Source organism: Caloramator sp. E03 (assembly GCF_006016075.1).
GTDB lineage: Bacteria > Bacillota > Clostridia > Clostridiales > Caloramatoraceae > Caloramator_B.
The window spans coordinates 2,226,276-2,242,390 of record NZ_CP040093.1 but is presented as its reverse complement, the minus strand read 5'-3'; the positions used below and the strand labels follow the sequence as shown (position 1 = coordinate 2,242,390).

14 protein-coding genes are annotated in these 16,115 nt (G+C 30.2%); 5 read left to right on the top strand and 9 right to left on the bottom strand.

All coding sequences use genetic code 11. The features are described from left to right. Window positions 1–94 precede the first annotated feature (94 nt). The 5 genes from FDN13_RS10820 to FDN13_RS10800 form a co-directional block, all read right to left on the bottom strand. Window positions 95–1,141: an IS30 family transposase gene (locus FDN13_RS10820; RefSeq protein WP_138978399.1), complete on the bottom strand. Its 1,047-nt coding sequence runs from the start codon at window positions 1,139–1,141 to the stop codon at window positions 95–97. A gap of 89 nt (window positions 1,142–1,230) precedes the next feature. Then, entirely contained in the window at window positions 1,231–1,482 is a 252-nt protein-coding gene (locus tag FDN13_RS10815) for a PocR ligand-binding domain-containing protein (protein WP_168190144.1), read from the bottom strand. Between the two features lie 26 nt (window positions 1,483–1,508). Beyond that, entirely contained in the window at window positions 1,509–2,180 is a 672-nt protein-coding gene (locus FDN13_RS10810; protein WP_138981078.1) for a DUF554 domain-containing protein, read from the bottom strand. A 171-nt stretch (window positions 2,181–2,351) separates the two neighbouring features. After that, window positions 2,352–3,983 (bottom strand): phosphoenolpyruvate--protein phosphotransferase, encoded by a 1,632-nt coding sequence (ptsP, locus tag FDN13_RS10805; protein ID WP_243120212.1) that lies wholly within the window; start codon window positions 3,981–3,983, stop codon window positions 2,352–2,354. A 4-nt stretch (window positions 3,984–3,987) separates the two neighbouring features. After that, the gene (locus tag FDN13_RS10800) at window positions 3,988–4,254 is read right to left on the bottom strand and encodes an HPr family phosphocarrier protein (protein ID WP_138980338.1); all 267 of its coding nucleotides are present in this window, start codon (window positions 4,252–4,254) and stop codon (window positions 3,988–3,990) included. A 266-nt stretch (window positions 4,255–4,520) separates the two neighbouring features. On the opposite strand from FDN13_RS10800, the gene FDN13_RS10795 reads away from it, so the two are divergent. Next, window positions 4,521–6,524 carry a sigma 54-interacting transcriptional regulator gene (locus FDN13_RS10795; protein WP_138980336.1) on the top strand — a complete coding sequence of 668 codons (2,004 nt, stop codon included), beginning with the start codon at window positions 4,521–4,523 and terminating at the stop codon, window positions 6,522–6,524. Window positions 6,525–6,680: 156 nt separating this feature from the next. Continuing rightward, window positions 6,681–7,796 (top strand): aminopeptidase, encoded by a 1,116-nt coding sequence (locus FDN13_RS10790; RefSeq protein WP_138980334.1) that lies wholly within the window; start codon window positions 6,681–6,683, stop codon window positions 7,794–7,796. Between the two features lie 81 nt (window positions 7,797–7,877). Here FDN13_RS10790 and FDN13_RS10785 read toward each other — a convergent pair whose 3' ends face one another. Beyond that, entirely contained in the window at window positions 7,878–8,135 is a 258-nt protein-coding gene (locus tag FDN13_RS10785; protein ID WP_138980332.1) for an ATP cone domain-containing protein, read from the bottom strand. A gap of 310 nt (window positions 8,136–8,445) precedes the next feature. Between FDN13_RS10785 and FDN13_RS10780 the strand changes: the two genes are divergently transcribed. After that, window positions 8,446–10,158 (top strand): IS1634 family transposase, encoded by a 1,713-nt coding sequence (locus FDN13_RS10780; protein ID WP_138978594.1) that lies wholly within the window; start codon window positions 8,446–8,448, stop codon window positions 10,156–10,158. A 145-nt stretch (window positions 10,159–10,303) separates the two neighbouring features. Here FDN13_RS10780 and FDN13_RS10775 read toward each other — a convergent pair whose 3' ends face one another. Together FDN13_RS10775 and FDN13_RS10770 are read right to left on the bottom strand one after the other, a co-directional pair. Then, window positions 10,304–12,001 carry a hypothetical protein gene (locus FDN13_RS10775; RefSeq protein WP_138980331.1) on the bottom strand — a complete coding sequence of 566 codons (1,698 nt, stop codon included), beginning with the start codon at window positions 11,999–12,001 and terminating at the stop codon, window positions 10,304–10,306. Window positions 12,002–12,096: 95 nt separating this feature from the next. Further along, on the bottom strand, window positions 12,097–12,285 hold the full coding sequence (locus tag FDN13_RS10770; RefSeq protein WP_138980329.1) for a PspC domain-containing protein: 189 nt from the start codon (window positions 12,283–12,285) through the stop codon (window positions 12,097–12,099). 367 nt (window positions 12,286–12,652) lie between these two features. On the opposite strand from FDN13_RS10770, the gene FDN13_RS10765 reads away from it, so the two are divergent. Together FDN13_RS10765 and FDN13_RS10760 are read left to right on the top strand one after the other, a co-directional pair. Further along, the gene (locus FDN13_RS10765; protein WP_138980326.1) at window positions 12,653–13,222 is read left to right on the top strand and encodes a DUF1836 domain-containing protein; all 570 of its coding nucleotides are present in this window, start codon (window positions 12,653–12,655) and stop codon (window positions 13,220–13,222) included. A gap of 40 nt (window positions 13,223–13,262) precedes the next feature. After that, a complete protein-coding gene (locus FDN13_RS10760; RefSeq protein ID WP_138980324.1) occupies window positions 13,263–14,429 on the top strand; it encodes a MalY/PatB family protein in 1,167 nt (388 codons plus the stop codon). 133 nt (window positions 14,430–14,562) lie between these two features. Here the strand turns inward: FDN13_RS10760 and FDN13_RS10755 are convergent, their stop codons facing one another. After that, on the bottom strand, window positions 14,563–16,113 hold the full coding sequence (locus FDN13_RS10755; RefSeq protein WP_138980322.1) for a hypothetical protein: 1,551 nt from the start codon (window positions 16,111–16,113) through the stop codon (window positions 14,563–14,565). Window positions 16,114–16,115 lie beyond the last annotated feature (2 nt).

The window sequence follows — 16,115 nt, the reverse complement described above, 5'->3', positions numbered from 1 at the left end:
ATATGTCACGCAGGGGTATGTCAAGGGCTGCGTAGCAGGCGTAGCTTTACCCTTGACATACCACAAGTGGCATCTACAATATTCATAATATGATTTAGGCTATTTTTAATAATTCCTCGTAAAAAAATTTTTCAGGAGTTTTGTAATTTAGTAATTTTCGTGGGAGTGTATTCATCCAATTTTGAATTCTTTTAATGGTATCAATAGATATATCCTTTATACTCTTTCCCTTAGGGATAAAACGACGTATAAGACCATTATGTCGTTCGTTAGTTCCTCTTTCAAAAGAAGAAAAGGGATGGGTATAATATACCTCAACATCATATTTTTTAAGAATGAATTGTAAATTACTAAATTCAACTCCATTATCTGCCGTAATACTCTTGAAAATCTTTTTAAAATTATCCTTATATACTTCCATAAGTCTCTTTATAGAATCATCAACAGACTTAGCATCTTTATTATCTAAAAGCATTATTATTTCATAACGGGATTTACGTTCTGTTAAAGTTAAAAGAGCTTTATCGCCTGATTTTTTACCTATAACAGTATCTATTTCCCAATGTCCAAATTCTTGACGAGAATTAATTTGTTCAGGCCTTAAATCAATACTTTTACCTAAAAGGCGTTTGTTCTCCCTAATTCTTTTCTTTTTAGGTTTTAAATGTGTTTTTAAAGGTAAATCTATATTACGTATAGATAAAAATCCTCTATCAATATAGTTATATAAGGTCTTAGTTGAAACAATGAACTCATCTTTCCAAGAAGGATCAGTTTTGCAATAACCAACGACAGTATCAACAGACCAATTATTTTTACGGATTTTTTCTTCTGCAAATTTTATAAAGGTTTCTACTTTAGCCAATTTAATTTTTGCTCCGCAATTTGAGCGGTGATTTTTATAGACAGCTTGCCCAGTTTCAGGGAAATAACTTGAATAATAAGATAAATCACTTTTTAATTGTGATACAGTACCACGTTTAATTTCACGGCTTATAGTACTTGGACTTCGTCCTAATTTTTTAGCAATATAACGAATACTTTTACCTTCTTTAAGCAAGGCAAAAATTTCTCCACGTTCATAAGATTTCAGATGTTTAAAAGAACGTATAGGTGTGTTATAATTATTTTTATGAACCATAGTGAAAACCTCCTGTATGTTTGGATTTGTCACCTATATCATACATGATTTTCACTATGGTTTAAATATTTTTTACCTGTTGCATTTAATTATACAATGAATCTTTTATATCCATTTTTATTTAAATCTTCAAGCATAATATGCATATTTTTTACACACATTTTATTAATCTTATCATTAATTTTATTTAACTTAGTACACAAATCATTCCATTCTATAATATAGATTGGTTTTCCATTAATATTAAATATTCCTATTGGAATGCCAGATATGTTATAAATGCTATTTAATAGTCTTGATACACTTTTTATATTAACAAATTTTTCAAGTCTATATATCAAAATAAACCCTCCATTTACTTAAATACTTAAGCAATTAACTGATATATTATTGGTAAGAAAATGGCAGGAAGTAAATTTGCTACTTTTATTTTTGTAACACCAAGCATATTTAATCCTAAGCCAATTATAAGAAGACTCCCGACTGCCGTCATATTTGATATTACGCTCTCAATTAAAAAGCCTTTCAAAAAAGAAGCACAAAGTGTTATAAGACCTTGATATAAAAATACAGCAGCTGATGAAAAAGCAACTCCAATTCCTAATGTTGAACTATATATTACTGAAACTATACCATCAATCATTGATTTAGCATAAAGCGTATGATGATTGCCAGTAAGTCCGCTTTCCAGTGCCCCAACGATTGCCATTGAGCCTACGCAAAACAAAAGAGTAGATGTAACAAAAGCCTCAGATATTTTGCTTTCTTTCCCTTTAAAATTTTCTTCTACTCTATTTCCAAGTTTTATCAAGATTCTGTCAATATCTATTAATTCCCCTACAATCCCTCCAATAACTATGCTTATAATTATCAATAGAGTATTATTTCCTTTAAGAACTCCTGATATGCCAATAAATAAAACGCATAATGCAAGTCCATTCATAAGAGTATCCTTTATTTTATTAGGCAACCCCCTTCGAATAATAATACCTATCACACTTCCTATAATAATAGCTATAGCATTAACTATAGTACCCATATATTCTTTTATTTTAATCACCCCCTTAAACTCATTATAATAAGATTATACCTTATAAATATGCAAAATGTAAATTAATCTTAATATATTTTATATAAAATATCTACCTATAACATTATTGTGTTTGCCTATAATTTTATCATAAAAAAAAAGAAGGGGGTCCCTTCTTTTTTATTCCCAATTTATTATTATTTCTTTTGCTCTGAGTATAGATGATGCACTCATTGAAAATTCATCAAGACCAAGCTCTAATAGCTTTGGAATTGCTCTTTCATCTCCTGCCATTTCACCACACATTCCGCACCATTTGCCTTCCTTGTGAGCTGCATTTATTGTCATTTCAATAAGCTTTAATACAGCAGGATGCATTGGATTATAAAGATAAGAAACCTTTTCATTCATCCTATCAACTGCAAGAGTATATTGAATAAGGTCATTGGTTCCTATGCTGAAAAAGTCAACATACTTTGCAAGTTCATCAGCTATCAATGCTGCTGAAGGTATTTCTATCATAACACCTATTTCAACATTTTCATCAAAGTTTATTTTTTCTTCCCTTAACTCTGCTTTACACTCTTCAACAATTTCTTTTGCCTTTAAGAACTCTTCAAGGCTGCTTATCATAGGAAACATAATTCCAATTTTTCCAAAAGCAGAAGCCCTAAGTATAGCCCTAAGCTGAGTCTTAAATAAAGGTTTGTTATCAAGGCAAAGTCTTATTGCTCTATAGCCAAGGAAAGGATTAAGCTCATGGGGCATGTCAAGATATGGAAGACTCTTATCCCCACCGATATCAAGTGTTCTTATAATTACCTGTCTTCCATTCATCTTTGATGCAACATACTTATATGCTTCAAATTGTTCTTCTTCAGTTGGGAAGTTTTCTTTTCCCATGAATAAAAACTCTGTTCTAAATAGGCCTATTCCTTCTCCTCCAACTTCTAACACTTTATCTGCATCCTTAGGAGAACCTATGTTACCTGCTACTATTACCCTTTTACCAGACTTTGTAACTGCATTTACATCTATAAGTCTTCTAAGCTTTATCTTTTCGTTTTCAAATTCTTCCTTTAATTTTTCATATTTTTTTATTGTATCCTCATCAGGATTAATTATAACTATGCCTTCTACTCCATCAACAATGATTCTATCTCCAGTTTTCACACTTGATGTTATATCCTGCATACCAACAACACAGGGAATCTCAAGCGTTCTTGCAAGTATTGAACTGTGAGATGTAAAACCACCTATATCAGTTAAAAATGCACAAACTTTACTCTTATCAATCTGTGCAGTATCTGAAGGAGTTAAGTCATGAGCAACTACTACAGTATTTTCTCCTAAATCTTCAGCATCATCAACTATACCGCAAAGATTTTTAATCAGCCTTTTGCCAATATCCTTAATATCAGCAGCCCTCTCCTTCATATAGTTATCTTCCATCATTGAAAACATATCTGCAAAAGTCTTAACTGCTTTTTCAACAGCCTTTTCAGCAACAATATTCTCGTTTTCTATCAAGCTTGTAATAGCTTTTATAAATTCTTCATCTTCTAAAAGCATTATATGAGAAGAAAAAATTTCAGCTTCAGCTTTTCCTATAGATTTTTCAGCTTTCTCTTTAATCTTTTGAAGCTGCTCTTTAGCTTTTTCTATAGCAACATTTAACTTTTCTTTTTCTTCATTTATGCTTGTAAAAGCTATCTCATCTAAATTAACATTTTCATCCTGTTTTAGATAAACATAACCTATTGCATATCCCTTTGAAGAAGCTATTCCTTTTTTTGTTAAATTATCCATCATAACCTTATTCCTCTCCAAACTTAGAATCAACAAGATTAACTAAAGCAGCTAAAGCTTCCCCTTCATCTTCTCCATTTGCAGTTATAGTTATTTTTGAGCCTTTATTTATACAAAGGCTTAAAACTCCAATTATAGATTTAGCAGAAACTGTTTTACCATCTTTGCTTACATTTACATCAGCTTTAAAACCAGATGCTGTCTTAACAAATATCGCTGCTGGTCTTGCGTGTATTCCTGTTGCGTTTAATACTGTTACTTCTTTTGATACCATAATTTATTCCCCCTGTAATCTTATTATTTACTATAGCTTTTTATTTATATGTTATGCAAAAACCATGCCAATATACAAGAAAGCTTTTAAATCAGTAAATCCCGTAATTTGGAATTACATATTATGATAAAATTTATCAATTTTTTTATATAATTCTTGTATTAACATTTAAAAAGATATAAAATAAAATAGCTAACAAAGTTTTTGATAATATTTATCATGCTAATAATGTTTTTGATAAAAATTATCACTTTTGGAGGTTAAGTATGTTTAAAAAAGAAGTTACAATAGGAATACAAGAAGGAGTTCATACAAGAATTGCAGCTGAAATAGTAAACAAAGCAAACGAGCTCAAAAAAAAATATGGCACAGAACTTTATATTAAAAAATCTGGCGATACTTTCCCTGTTGTAATAGGAATAATTGCAATACTTTCCCTAAAAATTAACAAGGGAGATACAATAGAAATATCATCAAAGGGGGAAGATTTTAAAGATCAAAATGCCGTACTTGAGCTTTATGATTTCATTTCAAGCCTTTGTGAAGACAAGAATTCAATAAGCGATATAGATTATATACTAAAAGAAAACTCAATAGCTAACGAGCAAGTTTTAGAGAGCCTATCCATAGGATTAATAATGTGTGATATAAATTCATCAATAATTTATATAAATAGCTCAATGCTAAAAATATTAAATAAGGAACTAAATGATGTACTTGGTAAAAGCATAGAAAATATTATCAAAAACATAAATATAGAAAATGTTTTAAAAGATGGAGTAAGCTGTTTAGGTGATATAAAAATAATAAACGATAAGGAACTTGCTATGAATATATCCCCAATTATCTTAAATAAGGATATAATCGGAGCTGTTGCTACATTTCAAGATATATCAGAGCTTGTATCCATAAAAGAAGCAAACGTAAAGCTAAAAAAGATATTAGAGTCTTCAAGCGACCTTATATGCTTTGTCGATGAAAAAAGAAAAATAAGTTATATAAATCCTTCTTATGAAAAATACTTTAACATAAAAGCAGAGGATATCATAGGAAAGGATCTTAAAGATATATCTCCAAAAGGGCTTAGAATGAAAGCTTTTGAATCTAAAGAAAAAATTCAAAACATGTCTTATGAGAAAAACGGGGTAGAGCTAATTTCAAAGGTTGAACCCTTGTTTATTAACGATAAGTTCTATGGAATAATCTCCATATCAAAACCTGTAAATGAAATAAAAGAACTTATAGAAAAGCTTGAGCATTCGCAGGCAGAGCTCAAATACTACAAAGAAAGATTCATTCAGCATACAAGAGAAGAAGGTGCCTTTAAAGACATAATTGGCACAAGTTCCTCTCTAAAAGAGGCAATATTTATAGCAAAGAAAGCTGCTAACTCCATATCAACTGTTTTAATAAGAGGTGAAAGTGGTACAGGTAAGGAGCTTATAGCAAAGGCAATACACAACTCAAGCGATAGGAAAGATAAGCCCTTTATAAGAATAAACTGCGCTGCAATACCTGAAAACCTTCTTGAAAGTGAACTCTTTGGATATGAAAAAGGAGCTTTTACAGGTGCATATAAAAACAAGGTTGGAAAATTAACTCTTGCAAACGAAGGCACTGTATTTTTAGATGAAATAGGAGACATGCCAATAAGTATGCAGGTAAAACTCCTTAGAGTTCTTCAAGAAAAAGAATTTGAAAGTATAGGAGGTCTAACTACTCAAAAGGTCGATATAAGATTTATAGCTGCAACAAACAGAAACCTTGAAGAAATGATTAAAAAAGGAGAATTTAGGCAAGACCTATATTATAGACTTAACGTAATATCAATATCACTACCATCTTTAAGAGATAGGAAAATGGACATAGGACCTTTAACTGAATACTTTATTACAAAACTTAATAAAAAGCTAAACAAAAATATAAAAGGAATAAGCAAAGAATCTATGGACTGCCTTTTAAAGTATGACTGGCCAGGAAACATTAGAGAGCTTGAAAATATAATAGAAAGAGCTATGAATATATGCGACGGGGATATAATAACATTAAAGGATTTACCTGTATTTTTAACTCATAAATCCACCCAAACAGAAGGTATAATAAACCTTTTAGTTGAAGATATGCTAAGATTTGAAGATTATGAAAAGGAAATAATAAAAGCTGCAATGGAAAAGTATAAAACCTATAACAAAGCCGGGAAGGTTCTTGGACTAACTCATAGAACAATGGCTCTAAAATGTCAAAAATATGGAATAAAAAAAGTAGACTAAATAAAACTTTATAATTTTATTTTATTGTTTTAAAGAATTATATAAAAAGGGAGCTTATATACTCTTATTCTATGCTCCCTTTTAAATTAAAAAATAATTGAAGTAAATGGTAATTGTGTTAAAATGATATTATAATTGTAGAAAGGGGTAATTTGTATGGCTGATCCAAGACTTAATAAATTAGCAAAATTATTAGTTAACTATTCTACAAAAGTTAAAAAGGGGGATTTTGTATTTGTTTCCTGTGAAGATATAGCAAGTCCTTGGATGGCAGAAGTTGTTAAAGAAGCTGTCAAAGCTGGAGCTCATGTAGAAACCATGCTAACATGCCAGGAAGTTCAGGAACAAATACTTAAAAATGCTACAGATGAGCAATTATTAGAAGAACATTTCATATTAAAATATGCCCTTGAAAAGGCTGACGTTTGGCTTACAGCTTGGGGAACTAAAAATACAAGGGCAAATTCAAATATTGATTCTAATAAATTGCAATTACGTTCAAAGGGTGCTGCAAGCTGGAGAAAGATTTATTCTTCAAGAATGGGTGATGGAAGTCTCAGATGGTGTGGTACTCAGTACCCAACTTATGCAGATGCTCAAGAAGCAAACATGAGCCTTAGTGAATATGAAGATTTTGTATATGGAGCAGGACTTTTAGATAAAGATGACCCAATAGCTGAATGGGAAAGAATAAGTAGCCAGCAGGAAAGATGGGTTAAATATCTTGATAGTAAAAAACAGCTACATATAATTTCTGAAGGAACTGATATAAAAGTAAATATTGAAGGAAGAAAATGGATTAATTGTGATGGAAGAGTGAACTTCCCAGATGGAGAAATATTTACATCACCAGTAGATATAGGAACAGACGGATACATAACTTTTTCCTTCCCTGGAATATATATGGGGAAGGAAATTGAAGGTATAAAGCTTTATGTTGAAAATGGAATAGTTGTAAAGGCTGAAGCAAAAAAAGGGGAAGACCTTCTTCATGCTTTATTAGATATAGATGAAGGAGCAAAGAAGTTTGGAGAAGTTGCTATAGGCACTAATTATGGAATTCAAAAATTTACAAGGAATATGCTCTTTGATGAGAAAATTGGTGGAACTGTGCATTTTGCTATCGGGGATTCTATGCCAGAAGCCGGCGGTATTAACAAGTCTGCTATACATTGGGATATGCTCTGCGATATGAGAAATGGCGGTAAAATATATGCAGACGGTGAACTCTTCTATGAAAATGGAAAATTCATTGAAAACGTTTTAAAATAATGTTAAAGCAACCAAGTAAATTCCATTTGCTTGGTTGCTTTTTATATAAACTTTCCTTTTTGTACAGACCTTCTTAATATTTTAAAAATCACTGTAGGATTTTGCAACATCGCTAAATCCACTACTTTTAAGCTCATTTACAATCGTATCCCTTATCTCAGCATAAGAGACTTCATCCTTGTATAAAGCCTTAAGCTTTTTTTCAACCTCTTTTGAAATATTATTTAAATCTGATAGAGTCATTGGTTCTCCAACCTCATCAGAAGCTGCCTCTATACTTCTCACTATCTTTTCTAAATTAAACTCCTGAAAACTTCCGTCCTTTTTTCTAACCTTCATATTAAACCTCCTTTATGTAAAAATATACCTCTATTATATAAATATTAACTTAATATTTTAAATATTTCAATAAAAATGCTAAAATAGCCCGTTTAAAAAGCGGGCTATTTTAATTTACTTAATGCTATTATTTTTAAAATAGGTTGTAGATACAACATTGTTTCCGGGTCTTTGACAGTTGCAAGACAAAAAAAGTGCCTTAAAGCCTTGATATAGGCTTATTTTTTTGTCAAATTTTAAATTTTTATAGTGCACAATGTGTAACAATGTGTTATAATATAGATATAAATATATGAAGAGATGTGAAAAAATGAGATTACAAATTGTTAAATCAAAAAATGCAGCATCCTTATACGTAGTTAAATCTGTTTATGAAAAAGGCAATCGTACTTCAAAAGTAGTTGAGAAGCTTGGCACTTATGATGAACTTTTAAAAAAACTAAACGGACAAGACCCTATAGAATGGGGGAAGAGGTACGTTGAAGAGTTAAATAGAAAAGAAAAAGAAGAGAAAAGAGAAATATTAGTAAAATACTCGCCTGTTAAACAAATTAACAAAGACGAACAGCATACTTTTAATGGTAGTTACTTGTTTTTACAAAAAATATATAACGAGCTTGGGCTGCAAAATATCTGTAAAAATATTTCGGATAAACATAAATTTAATTTTAATCTAAATTCAATACTATCAAGATTAATTTATGCAAGAATTATTTATCCATCATCTAAGCTTGCTACATACGAACTATCAAAAAAATTTATTGAGCAGCCTGATTTTGAGCTTCAGCATATTTATAGAGCTTTAGAAGTAATTTCAGAAGAAACAGATTTTATTCAGTCAGAATTATATAAGAACAGTCTTAAAGTTTGCAATCGTAATAAAGGAGTTCTCTATTATGACTGCACCAACTATTTCTTTGAAATTGAACAGGAAGAAGGATTAAAACAGTATGGAGTATCGAAGGAACATAGACCCAATCCAATTGTTCAAATGGGACTTTTCATGGATGGAGACGGCATCCCCCTTGCATTTTGTATAAACAAAGGTAATACTAATGAACAAGTAACTTTAAAACCTTTAGAGCAAAAAATTATATCCGAATTTGGGCTTTCAAAATTTATCATTTGTACAGATGCAGGGCTTGCATCTACAGCAAACAGAAAATTTAATAATATACAAAATCGAGCTTTTATTACTACACAATCTATTAAAAAATTAAAATCACATTTAAAAGAATGGGCGTTAGACCCCAAAGGATGGCATCTTAGCGATTCAGACAAAGTATATAATTTAAACGAAATTAACGAAGAAGCAGATATTAATAAAATTTTTTATAAGGAACGCTGGATAAAAGAAGACGGGCTTGAACAAAAACTTATTGTAACATTTTCCTTGAAATATAGAAACTATCAAAGAACTATAAGAGGTAACCAAATAGAGAGAGCTCAAGAGGTTATTGATACCAATCCTACAAAATTGAAGAAATGTAATGCTAATGATTACAAACGCTTTATTTCAAAGACTCACTACACACCTGACGGTGAAGTAGCTGAAAAAGAATTATACAGCATTAATGCTGATTTAATAGCACAAGAGGCAATGTATGATGGTTTTTACGCAGTATGTACAAATATAAGTGATGATGCTGCCGCAATTATAAAAATTAATAGAAGGCGTTGGGAAATAGAAGAGTCCTTCCGTATTATGAAATCAGAGTTTAAGGCAAGACCAGTATATTTAAGAAGAGATGATAGAATAAAAGCGCATTTTACAACTTGTTTCATTTCCCTGATGATATATAGGCTATTAGAAAAAAAGCTTTCAGAAAAATATACGTGTAGCGATATTATATCAGGACTTAGAGAAATGAATTTTTATGAGATTAAGAATGAGGGCTATATTCCAATATATACAAGGACTGATTTTACAGATGATTTACATGACAAATTTGGCTTTAGAACGGATTATCAAATAATTAATATGAAACAAATGAAGAAAATTTTTAAAGACACGAAAAAATAAAAAACATTGTTCACTTTTTTGAAAAGTATAAAAGCCTGAGAGCCCTTGATATTCAATGGTTCTACAGGCTTTTTGCTTCTCGCAACTGTCAAAGATGAGAATAAAAATGCTAAAATAGCCCGTTTAAAAAGCGGGCTATTTTAATTTACTTAATGCTATTATTTTTAAAATAGGTTGTAGATACAACATTGTTTCCTTTTATATCAAGATATTTAATATCAACATTATCTCCATCCCTTGTAAGAGTTATATCTATTCCAACGGATTTGTTAATCATAAATACCCTATCTACTCCCTCAAGTTTTACATAGAATACAGTATTGCCATTTTCAGTTACAGCATTTATTCTTAAAACCTTCCCTGATATAGACTTTTCCTCAGCATTAATGCTATTTGCATTAGCTCCAGTATTACTATTTATAAGTCCATAAGCAATTGCATTTTTAAATGACTCTATAGCTGCATCCTTACTGTCCTCAAGAACAACATAGCTACTCTGTGCTGCAACAATTCCAAGCTTAATAAAAGCTCCATCAGTTTTGTTAATAACTGGTACCACCCAGGCCTCTGTACCAAAAAGGTTATAAAATATAGGCTGTGCAGGTGTCCAATTCATACTATTAGCACCTAAAGCTTTAGTTACAACATTCATTGCTCCTTTACCATTTATATAGCCAGGAGTTTTATAGTATATAGTTTTCCCACTTCTCATATCCATTAGAGTATAACCTGTCATCGTTGTTGAAGTATCAGAAGTGTTCGTATGATCCGTAAACCATTTCAATTTTTTATCTCCATCAATTACACCTATAACCTCCGTTGAATTCACCTCAAGCCCTGCTACACTTGAATTAGAGCCCCAATTTGTAGGTATATGAACTCCTTTTTTAGTTATAAGCATATTAAAAAGCCCATCTTTTAATGTTCCAAAATAATTATTATATTTCTCTGCAACATCCGATGGATAAATCTCATCAACCCACGAAGGAACCTTATCTTTACTGTAATCTGTAACTTTACCATCCCTAAAGGATAAAAGAAGTACTCCATCTATAACAGGTCCTTTTCTTCCATAAGCATAATGGCCATAGCTTCCAACATAATAGGGGTTACCTTCATCATCAAGTTCAGCATTTGCTTGGAATAAAACTGCTCCTGGCTTAAACTGCCTTAAATATCTTTTAAGGTCTCTTCCAAAAACAAAGGAGTCTGCAACTTTAACAGGTACATTAATAATCTTTGCCTCTTCATACCTTTCTGCTGATACATATATTACTCCAGGAATTTCTTTATTTGAAAGCGCCCTAAAAAATCCATCAACTTCAATAGGCGCTACATAACACGCTCCATCCTTTGTCATTGTTATTCCAAGCTCTCCAATCCTATAAATGCTTGGGTTAGGAAGAGTTCCAAGCATCTTCTGCATCTTATAGTAAGCAGTTTCAGGAGGGATAATAATAACATGCTGAGAATCTATTTTTGATACCATCTCACTGCTCTCATTTACAGGAACCATTTCTGCAAGCTTCCTGGAGCTTCCTGTAATGTAGGGATACAAATTATAAATAAAGCTAAAAGCTAAAACAATGGAAGCAATCAAACAATAAGCTTTTGATATCTTTTTTCCTTTAATAGATTGAAAGCTTGATGTAAAAATAATTTGAAAAAGAGCTGGAATCCATAAAGCAGAAAGAATAAGAGATAAACTTCTATCTTTATTAAATAGATAGAATATTAAAAAGCTAATAAAAGCACCTATAATAGCTCTTGGAATTTGTTCTTTAATATCTTCTTTTTTTATACTAAATTTTAAAAAAAGAAGTGTAAATAAAATATAATACAAACCAATCCCCCATTTCTATTTTTTATTTTTAATCATAGTTTTATATTAGCATATCAAATCAATCCTAAAAATCAATTTTATATTCCATAGCTTTTTTATATTTCCTCATTTGGAATTACAATTGCACATATAATGTATGCTAGTACTCCTGATCCACCTAAAAGAGTTATAAATACCCAAAATAACCTCACAAAGGTAGGATCAATATCAAAATACTTTGCAATTCCGCCACAAACTCCTGCAATCATTCTATCAGTTCTTGATCTATAAAGCTTTTTATTCATTTTAAATCTCTCCATTCTTTTTAATATTAATAAAACTTTTTAATTACAAAATTACTTAAATCATTATTAATATATATGAATCATTTTAATAATATAAACATTTATTAAAATCACCCCCTTAAAAAGATGCTTTTCTTTATTACAAATCTTATTATATGGTAATTATTACTGTTTTACAATGTATATATTATCTTATTTTATTTTAGAACTACTTTATTGTAATACAGCTTGTATATATTTCTTTTATTTTCTTATTATCTCTTTAATTTTCTCACGATTATAAAAAAATTATTTTTATTTTATTACCTTGTAACATAGTATTTAATACTATATAATATAAATGTAACAATTGTTAAGGAGGGAAAACATGAATAATATAGATAAAATTTTAGAAAGGGTAAAGGAATTTAATATATTAGAATATGAAGATCTCCCCCTTTATGATCTATATTTATCACAAGTTACTGATTATCTTAACGATAAATTTGATGAAAACTATACAAATAATATTATTCAAAACTATATAAAAGCACAAATAATATCAAAACCCGAAGATGGAAAAAAACGTGGCTATACAAAGGATCATCTCATTCAGCTAATACTTTTAAGTTACATGAGACCAATACTTTCAGCTGAGGAAATAAAAAAAGTATTTAATCTAGCATTTAATGACATTAACACTTCCTCTGATGATATTATGACTTGGGAAAACACATACAAAATTTTTACTGAGCTTCAAAAGGAAAGCCTTAAAAATTTTACTGAAAAGAATAAAGAAATTAAAGAAAAACTCATTAAAATAATAAAAGAAAATAATATTGATAAGGAAAATTTTGAAAGGATATTCGTATTTTTAACAGTACTCAATCTAATAGCCCAAGCTACTGCATCCAAAAAAATAGCTCAAAAAATAGTTGATGAATATATGAAAAAATAATAACATTACAAAATTTATTACTTTTAAAAGGGGGATACTTATGAAATATGATTTTGACAAAATAATAGAAAGAAAAAATACAAATTGCGTAAAGTGGGATACTTTAAAAGAAAGATTTGGAAGTAACGATATACTGCCCATGTGGGTTGCTGATATGGATTTTGAAGTTGCACCTGAAATAATTGAAGCAATTAAAAAAAGAACAGAGCATGGTATTTTTGGATATACAATCAGGCCACAAACATATTATGAATCTATAATAAACTGGGTAAAAAAACGCCATAGCTGGGAAATAAATCGCGAATGGTTAGGATTCTCTCCAGGAGTCGTACCTGCACTTGCCATTGCAGTTCTATCCTTTACTGATATAGGCGATAAAATTATAATCCAGCCTCCAATCTATCCTCCTTTTTTTAAAGTAATAAAAAACAATGGAAGACAAATTGTAGAAAATCCTTTAAAATTACAGGATGGAAAGTTTGTGATGGATTTTGATGATCTTGAAAGTAAAATAGATTCAAAGGTTAAAATGCTCATGCTTTGCAGCCCTCACAATCCAGTTGGTAGAGTATGGGATAAAGATGAGCTTGAAAAACTTTCAAATATATGTTTAAAACATAATATAATTATTGTATCTGACGAAATTCATTCTGATATAGTGTATAAAGATAAAAAGCACATACCTATAGCATCTTTAAATGAAGCAGTACTTCAAAATACTATAACATTTATTGCTCCAAGTAAAACATTTAATATTGCAGGACTTTCAACATCAGCGACTATAATTCCTAACAAAAAATTAAGAGATAAATTTGAAAATACAATTGAAAGCCTCGAAATAAGCTCAAGCAATGTTTTCGGAATTGTAGCACTTGAATCAGCCTATAAATATGGAGAAGAATGGCTTGACGAATTATTAAAATATCTTGAGGGAAATATTAACCTATTAATGGATTTTGCTCGCTCAAACTCACACAAAGTAAATATAACAAAACCGGAAGGTACATATCTTGCCTGGCTTAACTTTAAAAATCTTAACATAAAACATGATGAACTTGTAGAATTTATGATTAAAAAAGCAAAGGTTGGCCTTAACAGTGGGCTTGATTTTGGAAGTCAAGGTGAGGGCTTTTTAAGGCTTAATTTTGCTTGTCCAAGGATTTTACTTGAGGAAGGACTATATAGAATTGAAAAGGCATTAAAATAGAGGGTATATGAAAACCATATACCCTTTAATATAGATAGCTGCCTCTATTAGCCCTACCCTGTAGGTTTTTATCCCAAAGAAGGATTGCCACATCTTTGAGATAAGGTGCGGCAGCAAAAGCACCAATAATATTCTAATCGATTATTTGAATCTTTTCAAATATATTTTCACAGTTTCCTATTTTCTTTATTAGGCTTAATCTTTTTTTATAGTTCTTATCTCTGTTTGAATCTGTTTTGTAAAACTCCTTAACAATCCTTTTTAATTCTCCAATAAATTCATCCTTACAGTCATAAGGGTTTTGGGGAATATAATTAAGGTTTAAATCTTTATTTACAAACCTTAGCTTATCCTTAGTTTTTTCTACTTTTATTTTTATCTTATCCTGCATATATTTTATTAACCTTCTTGATGTATTTAAACTACCAAGATGTTCAATATTATCAGCATATCCACAATAAACACATATATAAAGATTTTCTGAAAATCTATTTTTTATAGTATTAGCACCACAACTTGGACATGTTGTATATATGCTTTTACAGCTTACCTTCACCGGAACAGGCAAACCCTTTTCAGGAAGTTTATAGCTTAATATCTTAAAAAGCTTATTATACTCCTTAGTATGAAGCTTAGGACTTACCTCCCCTTTACTGTCACTCCATTTTAACTTATCTCCCATGTTGAAATTTCTATGCATTATAACCTGACACTTTTTTTCAAAAGCCTTTTCTGCTATATAATTAGCAACACAGTAAAGATTATTATTTGAAACACTCCCACTTTCAATCTCATTCCCCATCTTATCAGAAATAGTATAAAATATGTCTTTATATATTCCCCTTGAAACACCCATAAAATTTAAAATTTCGATTTTATCTGGCATCTTAATATCAAGTGTAACTAAAATATAATATTCATCTTTTTCTTTTACAAGCCTTGCTACCTTTAAAATAGAAGGATCATCTAAAGCCTTTTTTAAATATCCTTCTTGATACTTTCCAAAGGATAGAGGAAGTATAATAAAGCACTCCCTCCTTTGCCTATCTTTTACCTCATCAAAACCTTTATAAATATATTTAAGCTTTCTATTTTCATTTATATTTATTTTCTTTCTCTTTAAACTTTTAGAGTTTAAAAGATAAAGTTTTACAAAATACCTATTAGTTTTCTCATCATAAAGGAGACAATAATTTCTGTTTTTATCATATCTTCCAAAAAATAAAGATTTAGGCCTATTTTTCTTAAATAACCTCTCAAGCTCTGATTCATAGCATGAAATATCCTTTTTCCCCTCCAGTAAATCCCTTGTAATATCAGAATATATACTTTCAAGCTTTTCATCTGATATATAAGCACAAGGAAAATTAACTTGTTTTCTATTTTGTTTTAGTTTTAAATATCCAACAAGGGTAGAGGCAAACTCCATTTTTAGAGCATCCTTAAATGGTTCAATTGAAAACCTATTAAGTTCCTTGCTTAAATCTTTATCAATCCATTTTATAACACTCATTGTGCTATAGCTTCCCCTGCTGTCTTTAAAATCCTTTTCAATACGTTTTAAATCATAATAAGCCTTATCAAGTAGATATTGATAAGCAAGTGAATAATTTTTCATAGCTTCATCGATTATTTCACGTTTTCTGTTGCTTGGTTTGTAAAGTTTTAGTTTTATCGTATACATAG